The organism is Pseudomonas sp. SWRI77 (genome assembly GCF_014269105.1).
Lineage (GTDB): Bacteria > Pseudomonadota > Gammaproteobacteria > Pseudomonadales > Pseudomonadaceae > Aquipseudomonas > Aquipseudomonas capeferrum.
The window spans coordinates 114,348-136,719 of record NZ_JABWRV010000010.1 but is presented as its reverse complement, the minus strand read 5'-3'; the positions used below and the strand labels follow the sequence as shown (position 1 = coordinate 136,719).

General features: G+C 62.6%; 19 protein-coding genes. 16 read left to right on the top strand and 3 right to left on the bottom strand.

Annotated features, from left to right (window positions below; all coding sequences use genetic code 11):
- Positions 1–111 precede the first annotated feature (111 nt).
- The 10 genes from HU766_RS12545 to HU766_RS12500 all read left to right on the top strand — a co-directional run bounded on the left by HU766_RS12545 (position 112) and on the right by HU766_RS12500 (position 11,662).
- Positions 112–1,044, top strand: coding sequence for a TauD/TfdA family dioxygenase (locus HU766_RS12545; protein ID WP_186657114.1), 933 nt, complete (start codon positions 112–114; stop codon positions 1,042–1,044).
- Entirely contained in the window at positions 1,041–2,522 is a 1,482-nt protein-coding gene (locus tag HU766_RS12540) for an AMP-binding protein (RefSeq protein WP_095064055.1), read from the top strand. Before HU766_RS12545 ends, HU766_RS12540 begins: the two co-directional genes overlap by 4 nt.
- Before the next feature lie 10 nt (positions 2,523–2,532).
- Positions 2,533–3,132: a thermostable hemolysin gene (locus tag HU766_RS12535; RefSeq protein ID WP_186657111.1), complete on the top strand. Its 600-nt coding sequence runs from the start codon at positions 2,533–2,535 to the stop codon at positions 3,130–3,132.
- Between the two features lie 48 nt (positions 3,133–3,180).
- A complete protein-coding gene (locus HU766_RS12530) occupies positions 3,181–4,374 on the top strand; it encodes a multidrug effflux MFS transporter (RefSeq protein ID WP_186657108.1) in 1,194 nt (397 codons plus the stop codon).
- 294 nt (positions 4,375–4,668) lie between these two features.
- Positions 4,669–5,052 carry a glycine cleavage system protein GcvH gene (gene gcvH / locus HU766_RS12525; protein ID WP_186657105.1) on the top strand — a complete coding sequence of 128 codons (384 nt, stop codon included), beginning with the start codon at positions 4,669–4,671 and terminating at the stop codon, positions 5,050–5,052.
- Between the two features lie 11 nt (positions 5,053–5,063).
- Positions 5,064–7,919: an aminomethyl-transferring glycine dehydrogenase gene (gene gcvP, locus HU766_RS12520; RefSeq protein WP_186657102.1), complete on the top strand. Its 2,856-nt coding sequence runs from the start codon at positions 5,064–5,066 to the stop codon at positions 7,917–7,919.
- A gap of 62 nt (positions 7,920–7,981) precedes the next feature.
- Complete coding sequence (locus HU766_RS12515) at positions 7,982–9,358, top strand: L-serine ammonia-lyase (RefSeq protein WP_033701059.1); 1,377 nt, start codon at positions 7,982–7,984, stop codon at positions 9,356–9,358.
- A gap of 27 nt (positions 9,359–9,385) precedes the next feature.
- Positions 9,386–10,507 (top strand): glycine cleavage system aminomethyltransferase GcvT, encoded by a 1,122-nt coding sequence (gcvT, locus tag HU766_RS12510; RefSeq protein WP_186657099.1) that lies wholly within the window; start codon positions 9,386–9,388, stop codon positions 10,505–10,507.
- A gap of 357 nt (positions 10,508–10,864) precedes the next feature.
- The gene (locus HU766_RS12505; protein ID WP_186657096.1) at positions 10,865–11,077 is read left to right on the top strand and encodes a cold-shock protein; all 213 of its coding nucleotides are present in this window, start codon (positions 10,865–10,867) and stop codon (positions 11,075–11,077) included.
- Between the two features lie 96 nt (positions 11,078–11,173).
- Positions 11,174–11,662: an RDD family protein gene (locus HU766_RS12500; protein WP_033701063.1), complete on the top strand. Its 489-nt coding sequence runs from the start codon at positions 11,174–11,176 to the stop codon at positions 11,660–11,662.
- Positions 11,663–11,705: 43 nt separating this feature from the next.
- On the opposite strand, the gene lptG is transcribed toward HU766_RS12500, so the two are convergent.
- Together lptG and lptF are read right to left on the bottom strand one after the other, a co-directional pair.
- Positions 11,706–12,767: an LPS export ABC transporter permease LptG gene (lptG, locus tag HU766_RS12495; RefSeq protein WP_033701064.1), complete on the bottom strand. Its 1,062-nt coding sequence runs from the start codon at positions 12,765–12,767 to the stop codon at positions 11,706–11,708.
- Positions 12,760–13,875: an LPS export ABC transporter permease LptF gene (gene lptF, locus HU766_RS12490; protein ID WP_033701066.1), complete on the bottom strand. Its 1,116-nt coding sequence runs from the start codon at positions 13,873–13,875 to the stop codon at positions 12,760–12,762. The genes lptG and lptF overlap by 8 nt, the downstream gene beginning before the upstream one ends.
- A 301-nt stretch (positions 13,876–14,176) precedes the next feature.
- Here lptF and HU766_RS12485 point away from each other — a divergent pair, with 301 nt between their 5' ends.
- The 5 genes from HU766_RS12485 to rlmF all read left to right on the top strand — a co-directional run bounded on the left by HU766_RS12485 (position 14,177) and on the right by rlmF (position 20,626).
- Positions 14,177–15,670, top strand: a complete 1,494-nt coding sequence (locus HU766_RS12485; RefSeq protein ID WP_186657094.1) for a leucyl aminopeptidase — start codon at positions 14,177–14,179, stop codon at positions 15,668–15,670.
- Positions 15,671–15,720: 50 nt separating this feature from the next.
- Positions 15,721–16,149, top strand: coding sequence for a DNA polymerase III subunit chi (locus HU766_RS12480; RefSeq protein ID WP_186657091.1), 429 nt, complete (start codon positions 15,721–15,723; stop codon positions 16,147–16,149).
- A gap of 5 nt (positions 16,150–16,154) precedes the next feature.
- Positions 16,155–16,520, top strand: a complete 366-nt coding sequence (locus HU766_RS12475; protein WP_033701069.1) for a hypothetical protein — start codon at positions 16,155–16,157, stop codon at positions 16,518–16,520.
- A gap of 145 nt (positions 16,521–16,665) precedes the next feature.
- Positions 16,666–19,512 (top strand): valine--tRNA ligase, encoded by a 2,847-nt coding sequence (locus HU766_RS12470; RefSeq protein WP_033701070.1) that lies wholly within the window; start codon positions 16,666–16,668, stop codon positions 19,510–19,512.
- A gap of 163 nt (positions 19,513–19,675) precedes the next feature.
- The gene (rlmF, locus tag HU766_RS12465; RefSeq protein ID WP_186657089.1) at positions 19,676–20,626 is read left to right on the top strand and encodes a 23S rRNA (adenine(1618)-N(6))-methyltransferase RlmF; all 951 of its coding nucleotides are present in this window, start codon (positions 19,676–19,678) and stop codon (positions 20,624–20,626) included.
- A gap of 52 nt (positions 20,627–20,678) precedes the next feature.
- On the opposite strand, the gene HU766_RS12460 is transcribed toward rlmF, so the two are convergent.
- The gene (locus HU766_RS12460) at positions 20,679–20,960 is read right to left on the bottom strand and encodes an HU family DNA-binding protein (protein ID WP_003255106.1); all 282 of its coding nucleotides are present in this window, start codon (positions 20,958–20,960) and stop codon (positions 20,679–20,681) included.
- A 394-nt stretch (positions 20,961–21,354) separates the two neighbouring features.
- Between HU766_RS12460 and yejK the strand changes: the two genes are divergently transcribed.
- Complete coding sequence (gene yejK, locus HU766_RS12455) at positions 21,355–22,362, top strand: nucleoid-associated protein YejK (protein ID WP_033701074.1); 1,008 nt, start codon at positions 21,355–21,357, stop codon at positions 22,360–22,362.
- Positions 22,363–22,372 lie beyond the last annotated feature (10 nt).

Genomic DNA, 22,372 nt, shown 5'->3' with positions numbered 1-22,372 from the left:
TTTCCCAGGGCGTTTAAATTTCTTAAAACCAGCAGCTTGTTCTTTTCACTTACTGTGAGGTTATCGGGTAGCGATGTTCTACCTGACCCACAGTTCAAGGAGGAATAAGTCATGCTGGCGCACGTACAATCCACGGTGTTTCCGTTCTATCGACAACCGACACCGTGCTACGGTTTCGAATGTATCTATGCCGTCGACCGCGCCCTGCGGGTAGGCGATTCGATCAACAGTGCGACACTCTACGAAGACCTCGCCCACAGTGGCGCCATTATCTACCGCGACTTTGCCGATACACTGCCGGACTTCAACGATTTCGTCAGCGCGCATTCCGCTCGCGTGACATTCGACCCTGCCCGCAAAGCCGCTACGGCCAACACGGCAGAAATCGAGGCCGGTGTGAATGAAATGGGGCTGCACCGTGAGAACGGTAACTTGCCATTCAACCCCGACCTGCAGTGGTTCTACTGCCTGGAGCCTGCAGCAGTGGGCTCTGAAACGACCTTGTGCGACGGCCAACGCGTACTGTTCGACTTGTCTGCGAAAACCCGAAAGTGTTTTGAGAACCGCGAGATTCGTTACAGCCGGCGCATCCCCTGGAACAATGTAAAACGTTTTCTGAGCATTGAACTGCAACTGCCCATCGATGACATCACCGACGAGCACTTGCACCAAGTCAATCAACAGGTCAGTGGCCAAACCTATCGCCGCATCGATCAGAACCTGATTGCGTCCGAACTGATTATCTCGGCGGTTGAGACCAGTTGCTTCAGCGGCAAGCAAGCGTTTTGCAATTCAATGCTCGGCCCCAGCGTCAACTATGAACCGCCGCTTATCACCTGGGCCGATGGCGAGGATATCGCCCTGGATATATGGGACGAGATCAAAGAAGTGACCGCCCGCAATACGTATAGCCACTTCTGGCAGAAGGGCGACCTGGTGGTAATCGACAACACGCGCGTGATGCACGGGCGCCGGCGCCTGGATGACCCCTCTCGGCGCATATTCGGCGCGCAAAGCTATCGCATTGGAGGTATCGGCCAATGATCAGCCAAAAAATGCAGGACTACCTGGCCGCCACCCCAGACCGCGTAGTGATCAAGGAAATGAACGGTCGCGCCTACACCTTGCACGAGTTGCGCCGTGACGTGATGCGACTGGCCAGTGCACTGGAGGGGCGGGTTGGCCGCTGCGAACGCAAAGTGTTTGGCATCGCCATGCGCTCTTGCTACGAGTGGGTGTACACCTTGTTGGCGATCCAAAAAGTAGGCGGTGTGTTGCTGCCGGTGCCCATCGAGTTTTCCGACGACCAGATCGGCAGCCTACTGGGCAAAGCGGCGGCAGTGTTCGTCAGCGATGAGCAAACCGCCGGCCGCCTGCACGCTATTCTGCCGGACAAGGCGTGCTTCATCCCCGCGCAACTCATGCACGACACCATCGGTGACGAGTGGCGCCAGGAGGACGAGCTCATCCCGGACGGGATTGTTTCGATCATCCACACGTCGGGCACCACCTCCAAACCCAAAGGGGTGATGATCCGCGACGAGGCAGTCGGGCTGCTGGTCGATAACGTGATGAAGCGTCTGCCGCAACAGCCGCTGCACTACTTCTCGATCGTCCCCATGAGTTTGCTGATCGAGCAGGTGCTGGGGGTGTTCATCCCGATTCTTTCGGGCGGCACGTTGACCCTCATGCCCGAAGGCATGACCGAATACGGCGCAGCCAGCGGCAACGCACGGCAGTACCTGCAGCTGATTGCGCCCAACCAGCCGAACTTCCTGTACCTGCCGCCCAAGCTGCTGGAAGAGGCCAACCTGCTGCTCGAGCACTGCTCGGTCGAGGAACTGTTCGGGCCACAACGCCCGCACATCATCACCGGCGGCGCGAAAATTCCGGTCACGGTCCTGGAAGCCCTGGAGGCGCACGGCGTACAGGTGTTCGAAGCCTATGGCCTGAGCGAGAACTCCTCGATCATTTCGCTCAACTCACCGGCGCAACGGCGTATCGGGTCGGCAGGCACCTTGCTCGATGGTATCGAACCCAAGCTGGTCGACGGTGAACTGCTGGTCCGCACGCCGACCCTCTGTGCCGGTTACTACAACGCCGACGATACAGCCTGCGACCTGTCCGACGGTTATCTGCATACCGGCGATATCGCCGAATTTCGCGACGGCTTTCTGTACATCACCGGCCGCAAGAAGCACGTGATCATCCTGTCTACCGCACGCAACATCTCGCCCGAGTGGGTCGAGAACGTCTACAAGGAGAGCGCCCTGGTAGACGACATGATCGTCATGGGTGAAGGCAAGGACGAGCCCTGCGCCATTGTCTTGAGCAGCGCCTGCGCAGACTCGGTCCGCCAGGAAATGGCGCGCCTGGAGCACCGGCTCGCCGACTTTGCCAGGGTCAGGCAGATTCGCGTCATCGCTGACATCGCCACCTTCCGTGATCAGTTCTACACGGTCACGGGGCGGCCACGCAGGGCCGAGATCGAAGCCCGGTTCATCGACCAGATGTACGCCTGAGGAAGCCACCATGTACATCGTGCGTAATTTCTACAAAGGCCGACCTGGCTACCGATGCCTGCAGGAAGCGGTACGTGCCCACTACCTCAAGCACTATGGCGCGACGCCAGAGCCACAGCCCGATCTGTTCGTCTGCCTGACCGGCGCCAACGGTGGGGCCCCAGGTTATGCCTGTGCGGGGATCAGCTACGGCGATTCCGGCAAGCTGTTCAGCGAGTACTACCTGGACCAGAGCCTGGATGAGCGCTACCACATCGATCGGGCACGCATTGCCGAAGTTGGCGCGTTCGCCTCGTTTCATAGCGGTAGCGGGGCCGGGAAGTACCTGCTCAACAACGTGATCAAGACACTGGCCCTGCGAAATTTCGGCTTGGTGGTGCTGACCGCCACCGAGCAGGTGCGGCAGTTGCTGATCCCCCTCGTAGACACCCTCGAGGACCTGGGCGGTGCCGACCGCAACAGGCTCAGGGACCCTGGCGTCAATTGGGGCAACTACTACGAACACGGACCACGGGTGGTGGCTTCGCGCCTGTCTGCGCCGAGTACCTGGGGCAATGCCCCCGCCCTGGCGCTGAGCCAGCCGCATTTCACCTGCCAGGCATCCGCCTGACCACATCTGGCTCCGGGCATGGCCGTGCCCGGAGCACTGGAGGTAACCATGAACGCAAACAAGCGTTACGAGAATTTCATCGTGTTCCTTGCTCCCCTGATCAATAGCGTCGGGGGGATCGCCATCGATCTGTATGCGCCCAGCATGCCGTCAATCGGCCATGAGCTGGGCGCCAGCCCGTCGCTCATGCAGAACACCATCACCATCACCTTGCTGTTCTACGCCATCGGCCAGCTGTTTTTCGGCATCATGACCGATGCACGCGGGCGCCGGCCGGCGGTAATCCTGGGCCTGGCGCTGTTCCTCAGCGGCAGCCTGCTGGCCACCTTCTCGACCTCCATCGAAATGCTCTTGGTGGCCCGCGCACTGCAAGGTTTTGCGATTGGTGCATGCCAAGTGGTTGCCCGTGCCTTGCTGGTCGATATCGTCAAGGGCCCGCGCTTCTATGTGGCCATTATCTATCTGAGCCTGGCGTTCGGCCTCGGGCCCGTCATCGCACCGTATGTGGGCGGCATGATCGAGGTCTACCTGGGCTGGCGCTACAATTTCGTCCTGTATGCGGTCTATGCCGTGATCGTGATGGCGTTCGTTTTGGCCGGGCTCAAGGAATCGCTGCCCGCCACTGCCCGTCGCAGTGCCATGCAAACCCTGGTTGGCTACCGGTGCATCCTGGCTGACGGGCGCTTTCGCTCGTCGGTAATTGTACTGGGCGCGAGTTTCTCGGCGTTTTTGCTGTGGAACGTGATCGGCCCGCATATCGTCCAGGAGCGGCTGGGCCACGACGCACAATACTTCGGCACTACGGCACTGGCGGTGGGCAGTTGCTATCTGGTTGGGACGCTGGTCAATCGCGCGTTGATCCGCAGGGTCCAGGCGGCCACGTTGATGTGGACGGGCATGCTGCTGTTCCTGCTCGGCGTGTTGAGCATCGCCGCCATGCCTGCTGGGTTGAACCTGGTCAGCATCCTGGGTGGCATCATGCTTGTCGCGTTCGGCCAGGGCTTTATCTTCTCCAACGCCATGGCCCGCTCCATGTCCCTCTTCCCCGACCGCGCAGGGGTGGCGGCCAGCCTGCAGGGCTGCCTGATGCTGGTATTCGGGTCGCTGGCTTCGGGCATCGTCAGTGCACTGCCCTTGGCGTCGAACCTGGCGATCGCGGGCGTGTTCGCGGTGCTCTGGCTGATCTCGCTGTCGGGGATGCTGACGGTGCGCCTGCAACAGCGTCAAGCGTCGCCAGCCTGAGCCTGGTGTAGCCCGACAGGCTTGGATGATGTGACCGTATTGATTTCAATACATCGTATTGAAATCAATACACCCCTACTCCGTTGTGTATCTGCAAGGGTTTGCCACGACTAGCGATTTGGGCCGTGGATGTTCTGTATCGATTTCATTCCACCTTTTTTTTCAACAGGCTTTCGAATATTTATCAAGCCATTGATTTATAAGCGTTTTATTTTATTGGCCACATTTTTGCTACAGGAAATCCAACAAGTGCGTGGCTAACCACGCCTACCGCCCTGCTTTCGAGGATTTCCCATGAGCGAGTTGCGTTTCACCGAAGATCACGAATGGCTGCGCGTTGAAGCCGACGGCAGCGTCACCGTGGGCATCACCGCCTTCGCCCAGAACGCCCTCGGCGATGTGGTTTTCGTGCAACTGCCGGAGCTGCAGCATTACGAAAAAGCTACCGAAGCCTCCACCGTCGAATCGGTCAAGGCCGCCAGCGGCGTGTACATGCCACTGACCGGTGAAGTAGTCGCCGTCAACCAAGGGCTCGAGGACAGCCCTGAGCAGGTCAACGAAGACCCGATGGGCGAAGGCTGGTTCTTCCGCTTCATCCCGGCCGACATGAGCGAAGTGACCGCCCTGCTCGACCAGGACGCCTACGACCGCCTGATCAAAGCCAACGACGACGCCTGAGGAACCACACCATGACCATCAACCTCGGCACCGCCAACGAATTCATCGCCCGCCACATCGGCCCACGCGCCGCTGACGAACAGGCCATGCTCGCCACCCTGGGCTTCGACTCGCTGGACGCCATGACCGCTGCGGTCATCCCCGACAGCATCAAGGGCACCAGCGTACTCGGCGCAGAAGATGGCCAGAGCGAAGCCGACGCCCTCGCGGCGCTGAAAGCCATCGCCGGCACCAACCAGCTGTTCAAGAGCTACATCGGCCAGGGTTACTACAACACCCACACCCCGGCACCGATCCTGCGCAACCTGCTGGAAAACCCCGCCTGGTACACCGCATACACCCCTTACCAGCCCGAGATTTCCCAAGGCCGCCTGGAAGCGCTGCTGAACTTCCAGACCCTGATCAGCGACCTGACCGGCCTGCCGATCGCCAACGCCTCGCTGCTCGACGAAGCCACCGCCGCTGCCGAGGCCATGACCTTCTGCAAACGCCTGTCGAAGAACAAGGGCAGCCATGCCTTCTTTGCGTCGGTGCACTGCCACCCGCAAACCCTTGACGTGCTGCGCACCCGTGCCGAGCCGCTGGGCATCGACGTGGTGGTCGGCGACGAACGCGAGCTGACCGATGTCAGCGCCTTCTTCGGCGCACTGCTGCAGTACCCGGCCAGCAACGGTGAAGTGTTCGACTACCGCGAACTGGTCCAGCGCCTGCACGCGGCCAACGCCCTGGTGGCCGTGGCGGCCGACCTGCTAGCCCTGACCCTGCTGACCCCGCCGGGCGAGTTCGAGGCCGACGTGGCCATCGGCAGCGCCCAGCGCTTCGGCGTGCCCCTGGGCTTCGGTGGCCCGCACGCGGCCTACTTCGCCACCCGTGATGCCTTCAAGCGCGACATGCCGGGCCGCCTGGTAGGCGTGTCGATCGACCGCTTCGGCAAGACCGCCCTGCGCCTGGCCATGCAAACCCGCGAGCAGCACATCCGCCGCGAAAAGGCCACCAGCAACATCTGCACCGCCCAGGTGCTGCTGGCCAACATCGCCAGCATGTTCGCCGTGTACCACGGCCCGGACGGCCTCAAGCGCATCGCCCAACGCACCCACGCACTGACCGCCATCCTCGCCGCCGGCCTCAAGGCCATGGGCATCCAGGTCGTCGGCCAGAGCGCGTTCGATACCCTGACCCTGGCAACCGGCGAAGCCACCGCCAGCCTGCACGCGAAGGCCCGTGCCCAGCGCATCAACCTGCGCCAGGTCGATGCGGGCCATGTCGGCCTGTCGCTCGACGAAACCACCGCCCAGGCGGACGTTGAAGCGCTGTGGCAACTGCTGGCCGGCGACCAGCCGCAACCCGATTTCGCCACCCTCGCCGCCAGCACCGGCTCGCTGCTGCCTGCCGGCCTGCTGCGCCAGTCGGCGATCCTCGAACACCCGGTGTTCAACCGCTACCACAGCGAAACCGAGCTGATGCGTTACCTGCGCCGCCTGGCCGACAAGGACCTGGCGCTGGACCGCAGCATGATCCCCCTGGGCTCGTGCACCATGAAGCTCAACGCTGCCAGTGAAATGATCCCGGTCACCTGGGCCGAGTTCGGCAACCTGCACCCGTTCGCCCCGGCCGAACAGAGCCAGGGTTACCTGCAGATGACCACCGAGCTGGAAGCCATGCTGTGCGCCGCCACCGGCTACGACGCGGTGTCGCTGCAACCCAACGCCGGCTCCCAGGGCGAGTACGCAGGCCTGCTGGCCATCCGCGCCTACCACCGCAGCCGCGGCGAGGCCCATCGCGACATCTGCCTGATCCCGTCCTCGGCCCACGGCACCAACCCGGCGACCGCCAACATGGCGGGCATGCGTGTGGTAGTCACCGCCTGTGATGCCCGTGGCAACGTCGATGTCGAGGACCTGCGGGCCAAGGCCATCGAACACCGCGAGCGCCTGGCCGCTATCATGATCACCTACCCGTCGACCCACGGCGTGTTCGAGGAAGCGATTGGCGAAATCTGCGCGATCATCCACGACAACGGCGGCCAGGTTTACATCGACGGCGCCAACATGAACGCCATGGTCGGCCTGTGCGCCCCGGGCAAGTTCGGCGGCGACGTTTCGCACCTGAACCTGCACAAGACCTTCTGCATCCCCCACGGCGGTGGCGGCCCGGGCGTCGGCCCGATCGGCGTCAAGTCGCACCTGGCGCCCTTCCTGCCGGGCCATGCGCAGCTGGAGAACCCGCAGGGCGCGGTGTGCGCCGCGCCGTTCGGCAGCGCCAGCATCCTGCCGATCACCTGGATGTACATCCGCATGATGGGCGGTGCCGGCCTCAAGCGCGCCTCGCAAATGGCGATCCTCAACGCCAATTACATCGCCCGCCGCCTGGAAGAGCACTATCCTGTGCTGTACACCGGTGGTAATGGCTTGGTCGCCCACGAATGCATCCTCGACCTGCGCCCGCTCAAGGACACCAGCGGCATCAGCGTCGACGACGTGGCCAAGCGCCTGATCGACTTTGGCTTCCACGCCCCGACCATGTCCTTCCCGGTAGCCGGCACGCTGATGATCGAGCCGACCGAAAGCGAGGCCAAGGAAGAGCTGGACCGCTTCTGCGACGCGATGATCCAGATCCGCGAAGAAATTCGCGCCGTGGAAAACGGCAGCCTGGACAAGGACGACAACCCGCTGAAAAACGCCCCGCACACCGCAGCGGAACTGGTTGGCGATTGGGCCCATGGCTACAGCCGCGAGCAGGCTGTGTACCCGCTGCCGAGCCTGGTGCAAAGCAAGTACTGGCCACCGGTCGGCCGGGTCGACAACGTGTTCGGCGACCGTAACCTGGTCTGCGCCTGCCCGTCGATCGAGAGCTATCAGGACGCCTGAGGCGGTCTGTAGAACTTTGGGGCCGCCGCGCGGCCCCAAAAAGTTCAAAAGGAGGCACCACCATGTCACTGAGCGTCTTCGACCTGTTCAAGATCGGCATCGGCCCCTCCAGCTCCCACACGGTCGGCCCCATGCGCGCCGCTGCACGCTTCGCCGAAGGCCTGCGCCGCGACGGCCTGCTGGCCGACACGGTCAGCGTCAAGGCCGAGCTGTATGGCTCACTCGGCGCCACCGGCAAGGGCCACGGCAGCGACAAGGCGGTATTGCTTGGCCTGGAAGGCGAGCACCCCGATACCGTCGACACCGAATCCATCCCCGCCCGCCTGCAGGCGATCCGTGACAGCGGCCGCCTGCGCCTGCTCGGCGAGCACGAAATCGACTTCATCGAAAAACAGCACCTGGCGATGATCCGCAAGCCACTGGCCTATCACCCCAACGGCATGATCTTCCGCGCCTTGGACAGTGCCGGTTTGCAAATTCGCAGCCGCGAGTACTACTCGGTGGGCGGCGGTTTCGTGGTCGACGAAGAGGCTGCGGGGCACGACCGCATCGTCGAGGACAGCACGGTACTCACCTACCCGTTCACAACCGCCAAGCAATTGCTCGGGCACTGCACTGCACACCATCTGTCGGTGAGCCAGGTGATGCTGGCCAATGAGGCGGCCTGGCGCCCCGAGGCCGAAACCCGCGCCGGCCTGCTGCGGATCTGGCAGGTGATGCAGGATTGCGTCGAGGCCGGTTACCGGCATGAGGGCATTCTGCCAGGCGGGCTCAAGGTCAAGCGCCGGGCCCCGGCGTTGTACCGCCAGCTCAGCCAACACCCGGAAGCCAGCCTGCGCGATGCCCTGTCGGTGCTGGACTGGGTGAACCTCTATGCCCTGGCGGTCAACGAGGAAAATGCCTACGGCGGGCGCGTGGTCACTGCGCCCACCAACGGTGCAGCGGGCATCGTCCCGGCGGTACTGCACTACTACATGCGCTTCGTCCCAGGCGCCAGCGAAGACGGCGTGGTGCGCTTTCTGCTCACGGCGGCGGCAATCGGCATCCTCTACAAGGAAAACGCCTCCATCTCGGGTGCCGAAGTCGGCTGCCAGGGCGAGGTCGGCGTGGCCTGCTCGATGGCTGCCGGGGCCCTGTGCGAAGTCATGGGCGGTACCGTGCAACAGGTGGAGAACGCCGCCGAGATCGGCATGGAACACAACCTGGGCCTGACCTGCGACCCAATCGGCGGGCTGGTCCAGGTGCCCTGCATCGAGCGCAACGCGATGGGCTCGGTGAAGGCGATCAACGCCGTGCGCATGGCCTTGCGCGGCGACGGGCAGCACTTCGTGTCGCTCGACAAGGTCATCCGCACCATGCGCCAGACCGGCGCCGACATGAAAAGCAAATACAAGGAGACCGCCCGCGGCGGTCTGGCCGTCAACATCATCGAATGTTGACCCGATAACAACACCAAGGAGTCACCGATGTCCGAAACACTGCTCAAGACCCCGCTGCACGCCCTGCACCTGGAGCTGGGTGCGCGCATGGTGCCGTTTGCCGGCTATGACATGCCGGTGCAGTACCCGCTGGGCGTGCTCAAAGAGCACCTGCACACCCGTGAGCAGGCCGGCCTGTTCGACGTCTCGCACATGGGCCAGATCATCCTGCGTGGCAGCGATGCGGCCCAGGCACTGGAAAGCCTGGTGCCGGTGGATATCGTCGACCTGCCAGTGGGCACGCAGCGCTATGCCATGTTCATCAACGAGCAAGGCGGCATCCTCGACGACCTGATGGTCGCCAACCTCGGTGACGACGTGCTGTTCCTGGTGGTCAATGCCGCCTGCAAGGACCAGGACCTGGCCCACCTGCAAAAACACATCGGCAGTCGCTGCGAGATTGAGCCGCTGTTCGAGGCCCGCGCCCTGCTGGCCCTGCAAGGGCCGGCTGCGGTCAAGGTGCTGGAGCGCCTGGCCCCGGAAGTGGCCGGCATGACTTTCATGCAGTTCCGCCCGGTGACCTTGCTGGGTGAAGCCTGCTACGTCAGCCGCTCGGGCTATACCGGTGAGGACGGTTACGAGATCTCGGTGCCGGCCAATGCCGCCGATGCGCTGGCCAGACGCCTGCTGGCCGAGCCAGAGGTGCAACCGATCGGCCTGGGGGCGCGTGACTCGCTGCGCCTGGAAGCCGGCCTGTGCCTGTACGGCCACGACATGAACACCGCAACCACGCCGATCGAGGCCAGCCTGCTGTGGGCCATCTCGAAAGTGCGCCGCGCCGACGGTGCCCGCGCCGGTGGTTTCCCGGGTGCCGAGGCGATCTTCGCGCAACAGCAACAGGGCGTGGCACGCAAGCGCGTCGGCCTGCTGCCGCAGGAACGCACGCCGGTACGTGAAGGTGCACCGATCGTCGATGCAGCCGACCAGCCAGTGGGCGAAGTATGCAGCGGTGGCTTTGGCCCAACACTCGGCGCCCCTGTCGCAATGGGCTATATCGACAGCGAACATACCGCACTAGACACACCACTGTTTGCACTTGTACGCGGCAAGAAGGTGGCCTTGAAAGTCAGCAAAATGCCTTTCGTGGCACAACGTTACTACCGCGGCTGAAAGCAAGACGTGAAGTGTTTGAACAGGTTTGTCATATTCGATTGCGAACCTGTTCAATAACGAATGAACATGGCGCCAGCCCAGGCGCCATGCCGTTTCCGACAAATCGTTCGGCTATCGGCGAACGCCCGTTTTTGCAGACGAGCAAGGGCTTGTTTTTTTCTCGGGAGTTGGCGTAGAGTCACTGCACTGTGTTTGCATGGGTCGCAACAGTTCGTGACCTGGGCCAGTAGCCGCGATCTGCTACAACCCGTTCGACGTCTCTTACTTTCCAGCAACCCAGCCCAGTAAGCTTTCATGCCAATACGACATGAAAGTCACTGTTATAAAATTAATAGATTCATAGGAAATAAGAAAATGGCACAGCGTCAGAGCGGTACCGTCAAGTGGTTCAATGACGAGAAAGGTTACGGTTTCATCACCCCAGAGAGCGGTCCGGATCTGTTCGTGCACTTCCGTGCCATTCAGGGCAACGGCTTCAAAAGCCTGAAAGAAGGCCAGAAGGTTACCTTCGTAGCCGTTCAAGGCCAAAAAGGCATGCAGGCTGACGAAGTCCAGCCAGAAGCCTGATAATCCATAAAAAAGAGCCCTTGCGTTGACGCGCAGGGGCTTTTTTTTGCCTGCAGTTCCCTAGAATGAGCCTTTGCCTTCTGGAGCTGCTGCGCAATGTCCAAGCCCCCCCTCATGCCTCAGGGTAACTTTCCACCTGCCGGGCTAGGCCGCCGCCTGGCGGCGATGTTCTATGACTTCCTGCTGTGCACTGCCCTGCTGATCGTGACGGCGGGCGCGTACAAGATGATCCAGATGGCAATCATCGGTGAGGCCCGCATGCGTGCGCTGACCGACGCCGGTGCGCTGGATGGCGACCCGCTGTTGTCGACGATCCTGCTGTTCGCGCTATTCGGTTTCTTTGCCAAGTTCTGGACCCATGGCGGGCAGACACTGGGCATGCAGGTATGGGGCGTGCGCGTGCAGAACGCCGATGGCAGTGCCATCAGCCTGTGGCAGGCGCTGTTGCGCTTCGTGGTCTCGATCGCTTCGTGGCTGTGCCTGGGCCTGGGGTTTTTCTGGGCGTTGATCGACAAGCGCAAACGCGGCTGGCATGACATCTATTCCGAGACCCAGCTGGTGCGGGTACCCAAGCAGAAGAAATGAAAAAGCCGACCCTGAGGTCGGCTTTTGTGCATCGTTCAGGTCATCAACCCGCTCGGCGTAGTAACCACACCCCTGCCAGTGCACACACCGCGGCCGGTATCACCACTGCCAGCAGCGGCGGGAAGCCGAACACCTGGCTTGAAGGGCCAAGCAAGTCCTGGGCGATGCGGAACACGAAGCCCACCAGCACGCCGGTGAACACCCGCTGGCCCAAGGTTACAGAACGCAGTGGGCCGAAGATGAAGGAAATCGCCATCAACACCAGCGCTGCGGTTACCGCAGGCTGCAGCACCTTGGTCCAGAACGCCAGCCAGTAGCGGGCGTTGTTCAAGCCCTGGTCCGACAGGTAGTGGATGTAATCCCAAAGCCCGGTGATCGACAGCGACTCCGGGGCCAGGATCACGGTGTTGAGCAATTGTGGCGTGACCGAAACGTCCCAGCGCTCTTGCGGCGTCGTCACCACTTCGGTGTGGTCGCCACGGAAATACGTGGTGCGCACATCGCTGAGCAGCCAGTGGTCGTCGTTGTACTGCGCCCGACGGGCAAAGCTGGAAGTGACGATCTTGCGCTCGTCGTCGAAGCGGTAGCGGGTCACGCCCAGCAACAGGCCATTGGGTTGCACGGCGTTGATGTGCACGAACTCCTCGCCCTGGCGGTGCCACATACCCCGCTTGGAGCTCTGCGCTTCACCACCGCCCTGAGCCAGCGAACGGTCTGCCTGGGCCTTGTTTTCGGTAACCGGCGCCACGTACTCGCCAATCAGCACACCCACCAGCATCAGCACCAGCATCGGCTTCATCACCGCCCAGACGATGCGGCCGATGGAAACCCCCGCCGCACGCATGATGGTCAGTTCGCTGCTGCTGGCCAGGCTGCCCAGGCCGATCAGGCAACCGATCAGCGCCGCCATCGGCAGCATTTCATACAAGCGCCGGGGTGCGGTCAGCAGCACGAAATTGCCCGCTTCCATGACCGTGTAGGTGTCGCTCAGGTCGCTCATCTCATCGATGAAGGCGAACAGCGAGGCCAGGCCGAGGATGATCCCCAGCACGGCCAGAATGGCCATCAGCACGCTTTGGCCGATGTAACGATCCAGCTTACCCATGGGCCACCTCCGCACGACGTGCGGCGCGCTTCAGGCGCAGCGGCTCCCAGTACATCAGCCCAAGGCCGATCAGCAGGAACAGCCCGTGCACCCACCACATGCCAAGGGCGATCGGCAGTTTGCCCTTCTCGAGGGCGCCGCGTACGGAAATCAGCATTGTCAGGTAGGCCATGTACAGAAGAATCGCCGGCAGCAATTTGAGGAAGCGGCCCTGGCGCGGGTTGACCCGCGACAGCGGCACCGCCAGCAGGGTCACGACGAAGACCAGAATCGGCAACGACAGCCGCCATTGCAGCTCGGCACGTTCGCGCAAGCCCTTCTGGCCGATCAGCTGCGAAGTGGGGATGGCCTCACGCTCGGTCACTTCTTCGCTGACTTCAGGCTTGGGCAGCAGTACACCGTAGGTGTCGTACTTGATCGCACGGTAATCGGCCTGGCCCGGGTTGCCGTCGTAGCGGTAGCCGTTTTCGAGAATCAGGTAGCGGTTGCCGTCGGCCTGGATTTCCTGGTGGCCTTTTTCGGCAACCAGCACGGACGGCGCCCGGTCCTTGGTCTTGTCCTGGTTGAAGCGCTTTTCGGAGATGAACACCCCGGCCAGGTTGACGCGATCGTCCGACAGCTCTTCGGTGTAGGTCACCCGCGAGCCATCGCGCAGGGTCTGGAAGCGCCCCGGCACCAGGGTATCGAACTCGGTCAGGGCATCCTGCTGGCTGATGATCTGCTGCACCTGGGCAACGCCCAGCGGCGCCAGGCTCAGGCTCAGCCAGGCGACCAGCAAGGCGACCAGGGCAGCCGGCGCCATGGTCATGCCAAGCAGGCGCTGCTGGCTCATGCCCGTGGCCGAAAGCACGGTCATTTCGCTTTCCAGGTACAAGCGGCCATACGCCAGGAGGATGCCGAGAAACAGCCCCAACGGCAGGATCAGCTGCAAGAAGCCCGGCAGGCGGAAGCCCATGATCAGGAACAGCACGCTCGGGTCGAGCACGCCCTGGGCGGCCTGGGCCAGGTACTTGATGAAGCGCCCGCTCATGATGATCACCAGCAGCACTGCGCTGACGGCGCTCAAGGTCACCAGGACCTCGCGGGAGAGATAACGAAAGACGATCAAACCAGACACTCCTGGGTTGTCAGGGCGGACTGCCAAACAATGGCGCCAAACAATGACTTAGTACAGCCAAGACCAATGCCGGTTCGCCATAGGCGAACCTCCATGTAAAGTGCGCGCATTATCCTGTGATTGACCGCCCCTGTCACTTGGCCGCGCATGAAGCCGCAAAACAGGGTTGTCAGCAGCCTTGCCGCAGGCTCAAACTGGCAGCTTTTCCACGGGTACGCGACCACGCGGCCTGGCCCGCCCAGAGCGCTGGAACACAAAGCGCCAACTGTATCGATCATTCGGGGACCCTGACATGGAACTGGTTGTAAAAAGCGTAGCTGCTGCATCGGTAAAAACCGCCACTCTGGTCGTACCGGTTGGTGAAGGCCGCAAGCTCGGCGCTGTTGCCAAGGCCGTCGACCAAGCCTGCGAAGGTGCCATCAGCGCCGTGCTCAAGCGTGGCGACCTGGCCGGCAAGCCGGGCCAGACCCTGCTGCTGCAGAGCCTGCCGGGCCTGAAGGCCGAGCGTGTGCTGCTGGTTGGCAGCGGCAAGGACGAAGCCATGGGCGATCGCGCCTGGCGCAAGCTGGTCGGCAGTGTCGCCGGCGTGCTCAAAGGCCTGAACGGTGGTGACGCCGTACTTGCCCTGGACGATGTCGCCGTCAGCAACCGCGACGCCCACTACGGCAAATACCGCCTGCTGGCCGAGACCCTGCTCGACGGCGAGTACGTGTTCGACCGTTTCAAAAGCCAGAAGGCCGAGCCACGTGCCCTGAAAAAGGTCACCCTGCTAGCCGACAAGGCGGGCCTGGCCGAGGTCGAGCGCGCCGTCAAGCACGCCACTGCCATCGCCACCGGCATGGCCTTCACCCGCGACCTGGGCAACCTGCCGCCCAACCTGTGCCACCCAAGCTTCCTCGCCGAGCAGGCCAAGGAACTGGGCAAGGCGCACAAAGGCCTCAAGGTCGAAGTGCTCGACGAGAAGAAGATCAAGGACCTGGGCATGGGCGCGTTCTACGCCGTGGGCCAGGGCAGCGACCAGCCGCCACGCCTGATCGTGCTCAACTACCAGGGCGCCAAGAAGGCTGACAAGCCGTTCGTGCTGGTGGGCAAGGGCATCACCTTCGACACCGGCGGCATCAGCCTCAAGCCAGGCGCCGGCATGGACGAGATGAAGTACGACATGTGCGGCGCCGCCAGTGTGTTCGGCACCCTGCGTGCGGTACTCGAACTGCAACTGCCGATCAACCTGGTGTGCCTGCTGGCCTGCGCCGAAAACATGCCGAGCGGCGGTGCTACCCGCCCAGGTGACATCGTCACCACCATGAGCGGCCAGACCGTCGAAATCCTCAACACCGATGCCGAAGGCCGTCTGGTGCTGTGCGATACCCTGACCTACGCCGAACGCTTCAAGCCCCAGGCGGTGATCGACATCGCCACCCTGACCGGCGCCTGCATCGTTGCCCTGGGCAGCCACACCTCGGGCCTGATGGGCAACAACGACGACCTGGTCGGCCAGTTGCTCGATGCCGGCAAGCGCGCCGACGACCGCGCCTGGCAACTGCCGCTGTTCGACGAGTACCAGGAGCAACTGGACAGCCCGTTCGCCGACATGGGCAACATCGGTGGGCCGAAGGCCGGCACCATCACGGCGGGCTGCTTCCTGTCGCGCTTCGCCAAGGCCTACAACTGGGCGCACATGGACATCGCCGGCACCGCCTGGATCAGCGGTGGCAAGGACAAGGGCGCCACTGGCCGCCCGGTCCCGCTGCTGACCCAGTACCTGCTCGATCGCGCTGGCGCCTGATGCCGTGAGACCGGTGGCGCCATGCGCGCCACCGGCCGGCAGCCCCCACCATGAGCAAAGTCGATTTCTACATCCTGCCCACCGATTCCTTGTCGGCGCGGCTCGATTTCGCCTGCAAGTTGTGCGACAAAGCCTGGCGCCTCGGCCACCGGGTCTACTTGCGTTGCCAGGACGCCGAGCAGCGCAGCGAACTGGACCAACGTCTATGGCACTTCAAAGGTGAGGCTTTCGTGCCCCACGACCTGGCGGAGCTGCACGCTGATGCCACCGTGGCCTTAGGGCTTGGCGAGGATGCCGGGCAACACCGCGACCTGCTGATCAACCTGGGTGATGGCGTACCCGCGTTCGTAGGGCAGTTCGAACGGGTTGCCGAAATCGTCGTCGAGGAACCGAGCATCCGCCAATCGGCCCGTGAGCGGTTCCGTTTCTACCGTGAACAGGGCTATGCTCTGCAAGACCACCGCTTACAGCGACTTTGACGACGATGGACAAGCCCTCCCCTTTGCCCGACTCCGCCCACCTGCTCGATGACCTCGAGTCGATCCGCCAACTGCTGGGCGACGCTGACCTGCAACCGCCGCTGCTGACCGAGACGGTAGAACAAATCCCGTTGTTGCTCGACGAGCCTGGCGGCAATGCCGCACCTGCCGTCGCGCCTGCCGTCGCTGAACCTGAGGAAGATTCGCAAACCCGCCGCCAGGATACCCTGTTGCACCTGGAAAGCGAGTTGCGCGCGGCAGCGCAGGCGATCATGCAAGACGTGATCAATGACTTCACCCCGCACATCGAGAACGAGATCAAGCGTCGGCTGGATGCGCGCATCGAACGATTGATCAAGCGCTCCGAGTAAACCGGCCCCGCGCACGCCCCTCTTCGCGGTTTTACCGCGAAGTAACCACCGCCCGCCTGCAGATGACAGCCGCGTGTCGCCTGCGGCCCCCACCTTGGTTATACTTCCCGGCTTTCCCGAATAAATGCACAGGGTCCCGCCGCGCATGGATAAGACCTACCAGCCGCACGCCATCGAAACTTCCTGGTACAACACCTGGGAGTCCGAGAACTATTTCGCTCCACAAGGTGCAGGCGAGTCCTACACCATCATGATCCCACCGCCGAACGTGACCGGCAGCCTGCACATGGGCCATGGGTTCAACAACGCGATCATGGACGCCCTGATCCGATTCCGCCGCATGCAGGGTCGCGACACCCTGTGGCAGCCGGGTACCGACCACGCCGGTATCGCCACGCAGATGCTGGTCGAGCGTCAGCTCGAAGCCAAAGGCCAGAGCCGTCATGACCTGGGCCGCGAACAGTTCCTGGAAAAAGTCTGGGAATGGAAGGATCAGTCCGGCGGCAACATCAGCCGTCAGATCCGCCGCCTGGGCTCGTCGGTCGATTGGAGCCGTGAGCGCTTCACCATGGACGATGGCCTGTCCGAAGCGGTCAAGGAAGCCTTCGTGCGCCTGCACGAAGACGGCCTGATCTACCGCGGCAAGCGCCTGGTCAACTGGGACACCAAGCTGCACACGGCAATCTCCGACCTCGAAGTGGAAAACCACGACGAGAAGGGCCACCTGTGGAACCTGCGCTACCCGCTGGCCGACGGCGCCAAGACCGCCGAGGGCAAGGACTACCTGGTGGTTGCCACCACGCGTCCGGAAACCCTGCTGGGTGATGCGGCTGTCGCGGTCAACCCGACCGACGAACGCTACCAGGCCCTGATCGGCAAGTTCGTCGAGCTGCCGCTGGTCGGCCGCCGCATCCCGATCATCGCCGACGATTATTGCGACCCTGAATTCGGCACCGGCTGTGTGAAAATCACCCCGGCTCACGACTTCAACGACTACGAAGTCGGCAAGCGCCACAACCTGCCGCTGCTGAATATCTTCGACAAGAACGCGATGGTCCTGGCCAGTGCCCAGGCCTTCAACCTCGACGGCAGCGTCAACGAGCAGGTCGACACCACCCTGCCCGCCCAGTACGCCACCCTCGACCGCTTTGTCGCGCGCAAGCAGATCGTCGCCGACCTGGACGCCCAGGGCCTGTTGGTCAGCATCGACGACCACGCCCTGAAAGTGCCGAAAGGCGACCGTTCGGGCACCGTCATCGAACCGTGGCTGACCGACCAGTGGTACGTCTCCACCAAGCCGCTGGCAGAGCCTGCCATCGCTGCCGTGGAAGATGGCCGCATCCAGTTCGTACCCAAACAGTACGAAAACATGTACTTCTCCTGGATGCGCGACATCCAGGACTGGTGCATCAGCCGCCAGCTGTGGTGGGGCCACCGCATCCCTGCCTGGTACGACGAGGCCGGCCAGGTCTATGTCGGCCGCGACGAGGCTGAAGTACGTGCCAAGCACAACCTGGGCGCCGACGTTGCCCTGCGTCAGGACGATGACGTGCTGGACACCTGGTTCAGCTCGGGCCTGTGGACCTTCTCCACGCTGGGCTGGCCGGAACAGACCGAGTTCCTCAAGAAGTTCCACTCCACCGATGTGCTGGTGACCGGCTTCGACATCATCTTCTTCTGGGTTGCGCGCATGATCATGCTGACCATGCACCTGATCAAGAACGAGGACGGCACCCCGCAGGTTCCGTTCAAGACCGTGTACGTACACGGCCTGGTGCGGGACGGCCAGGGCCAGAAGATGTCCAAGTCCAAGGGCAACGTCCTTGACCCGCTGGACATCGTCGACGGTATCACCCTCGACGCCCTGCTGGAAAAACGCACCAGCGGCATGATGCAGCCCAAGCTTGCCGAGAAGATCGCCAAGCAGACCAAGGCCGAGTTCCCTGAAGGCATCGCCAGCTACGGTACCGACGCCCTGCGCTTCACCTTCTGCTCGCTGGCCTCCACCGGCCGTGACATCAAGTTCGACATGGGCCGCGTCGAAGGCTACCGCAACTTCTGCAACAAGATCTGGAACGCCGCCCGCTACGTGCTGGACAAGGGCGAGGACTGCGGCCAGAACGGCGAAGCCTGCGAGCTTTCGCTGGCCGACCGCTGGATCATCTCGCAGTTGCAGCGTACCGAAGCCGAAGTGACCCGCCAGCTCGAGCAGTTCCGCTTCGACCTGGCCAGCCAGGCCCTGTACGAATTCATCTGGAACCAGTACTGCGACTGGTACCTGGAGCTGTCCAAGCCGGTGCTGTGGGACGAGAACGCCCCCGTCGAGCGCGCCCGCGGCACCCGTCGCACCCTGGTGCGTGTGCTGGAAGTGGCACTGCGCCTGGCACACCCGTTCATGCCGTTCATCACCGAAGAAATCTGGCAGCGCATCGCGCCGCTGGCCGGCGTCCAGGGCAAGACCATCATGCTGCAGCCGTGGCCGGTGGCCAACGAAAGCCGCATCGATGCTGCCGCCGAAGGCGACATCGAGTGGCTCAAGGAACTGATGGTCGGCCTGCGCAACATCCGCGCCGAAATGAACATCGGCCCGGGCAAGCCGCTGCCACTGTTCCTGAAGAACGCCAATGCCGATGACCAGCGTCGTCTGCAGGAAAACGAAGCCCTGCTGAAGAAACTGGCCAAGGTCGAGTCGTTCACCGTGCTCGGCGATGCCGACGAAGCGCCACTGTCGGCCACCGCGCTGGTGGGCGATCTGCAGGTGCTGGTGCCCATGGCCGGCCTGATCGACAAGGACGCCGAACTGGCTCGCCTGAACAAGGAGATCCAGCGTCTGCAGGGTGAAGTCCAGCGCGTCGGCGGCAAGCTGTCCAACGCGGCGTTCGTCGACAAGGCACCGCCTGCGGTGATCGAAAAGGAACGCGCCAAGCTGGCCGAGTCCGAACAGGCCCTGGCCAACTTCACCGAGCAGCATGCGCGTATTGCTGCGCTGTAACAATCTGATAGACCGCTGGGGCCGCTTTGCGGCCCTTTCGCGACACAAGGCCGCTCCTACAGGGACGGCGCCGGTTTGAAGGGCGCCGCTATCCTGTAGGAGCGGCCTTGTGTCGCGAAAGGGCTGTAAAGCAGCCCCACGGCCTGCAACACCGGATCCGACCATGACCGAAAAACCCACCCTGCACCCGCGCAACCGCCACCAGGGTCGCTACGACTTCCCCAGCCTGATCAAGGCCCACCCCGACCTGGCCCGCTTCACCATCACCAACCCGCACGGCAAGCCCAGCATCGACTTTGCCAACCCCGAAGCGGTACGGGTGTTCAACCGCGCTCTGCTCAAGGCCCAATACGGCATCCAGCACTGGGACATCCCCGCCGACTACCTGTGCCCACCCATCCCCGGGCGCGCCGACTACATCCACGTGCTCGCCGACCTGCTGGGCGATGACAACGCCGGCGAGATCCCCAAAGGCGCCCAGATACGCGTATTGGATATCGGCGTGGGGGCCAACTGCATCTACCCGCTGATCGGCCACAGCGACTACCGCTGGCGCTTCCTGGGCTCGGACATCGACCCCGTGGCATTGGCTTCGGCCAAGGCCATCGTCCAGGCCAACGGCCTGAACAAAGCCATCAGCTTGCGCCAACAGGCCAACCGCACGCACATCCTCAGCGGCTTGCTGCAGGACGACGAGCGCTTCGACCTGACCCTGTGCAACCCGCCCTTCCATGCTTCACGCGAGGAGGCCACCCGCGGCAGCCAGCGCAAGTGGAAGAACCTGGGCAAGCAGGACCCCAAGCGCAAACTGCCCGTGCTCAATTTCGGCGGCCAGAACAACGAACTGTGGTGCGAGGGCGGCGAGATCCGCTTCGTGACCCAATTGGTCGGGGAAAGCGCGCAGTACGGCGCAAGCGTGCTGTGGTTCACCAGCCTGGTGTCCAAGGCCAGCAACCTGCCAGGCATCGAAGCGGCGCTGAAAAAGGCCGGCGCCAAGGCTGTGCGCATTGTCGATATGGGCCAAGGGCAAAAGCAGAGCCGCATGGTCGCCTGGAGCTTCCAGGACGACAACGCTCGCCAGGCCTGGCACGCGCGACGCAAAACGCAAGGGTGAAAAAAAACCGCGTTCGGGCAAGCCGGACGCGGTTTGGTCAACGCTTCAACAATTACTTGTTGATGGCATCGGTCAGCACTTTGGCTGGGACGAACTTGACGACTTTCTTGGCAGCGATTTCGATGGCAGCGCCAGTCGAAGGGTTGCGGCCGGTACGGGCAGGACGCTCGGAGACTTTCAGCTTGCCGATGCCTGGCAGGGTGATTTCAGCGCCGTTTTCCAGTTGGTCAGCAACGATCTGGCCCAGTTGCTCCAGTGCGTTCTTGGCGGTGGCTTTTGGCGCGGCGATCGACTCGGCGATGTCGGCAATCAGTTGGTCTTTGGTCAATGCCATGGTGATGTTCCTTCCCTATCAAATTCAGTAGTTATGCAGCGAGCTACGACGTGATCGGGCCAGCCCCTGAATTCTGGAGGGCCGCGCCAATTCGGGTATGTAGATACGTAAATCGGCGTTTGGTTCGACACGACGCTAGCGTGCTGCCAGCAATGCGCCACACGAGGGGCGCAAGACCGCGCAAAGCTACCACAGGAATAGATAAATATCCGCTGCGCACATCGATTTAATGCAGGTTTTTCAGGGGTTTTGGCTTAAAACGCAAAAAACTGAACAAAAAACGAACAACCGGCATTTCTGCCAACATCCGGCCACTGCATCGCCTTGTCTCTGGGGTAAACTGGACGACTTTTGCAGCGCGGCCGTGCACCGCCCCAGACTCGCCGAGGACTTCATGCCAATTCGTCATTGCATCGTTCACCTGATCGACAAGAAGCCCGATGGCAGCCCCGCCGTGCTGCATGCACGCGACACCGAGCTTGGCGCCTCCGATGCCATCGAAAACCTGCTGGCCGACCTCAACGACAGTTACAACGCCAAGCAAGGCAAAGCGTGGGGCTTCTTCCACAGTGAGTCGGGCGCCTACCCACTCAGTGGCTGGCTGAAGCAGTACCTGGATGCGGAAAAAGACTTCGCCGCGTTCAGCCGTGTTGCCGTCGAACACCTGCAAAAGCTGATGGAAGAGTCCAACCTCTCCACCGGTGGGCACATCCTGTTTGCCCATTATCAGCAAGGCATGACCGACTACCTGGCCATCGCCCTGCTGCATCACAGCGAAGGCGTGGCAGTGAACGCCGAACTCGATGTGACGCCCTCGCGCCACCTGGACCTCGGCCAGTTGCACCTGGCAGCGCGCATCAACCTGTCCGAGTGGAAGAACAACCAGAATTCCAAGCAGTACATCTCGTTCATCAAGGGCAAGAACGGCAAGAAAGTCTCCGACTACTTCCGTGACTTCATCGGCTGCCAGGAAGGCGTCGACGGCCCCGGCGAAACCCGCACCCTGCTCAAGGCGTTCAGCGACTTTGTCGAGAGCGAGGACCTGCCCGAAGCGTCGGCCCGCGAGAAGACCCAGACCCTGGTCGACTACGCCACCAGCCAGACCAAGCTGGGCGAGCCGGTTGCCCTGGACGAGCTGTCCAGCCTGATCGATGAGGACCGCCCCAAGGCGTTCTACGATCACATTCGCAACAAGGACTACGGCCTGTCGCCGGAAATCCCTGCGGATAAACGCACCCTTAACCAGTTCCGCCGCTTCACCGGGCGTGCCGAAGGGCTGTCGATCAGCTTCGAGGCGCATTTGCTGGGGGACAAGGTGGAGTATGACGAAGTGGCGGGCACCTTGATCATCAAGGGGCTGCCGACGCAGTTGGTGGACCAGTTGAAGCGGCGTAAAGATTGATATCGCCGGG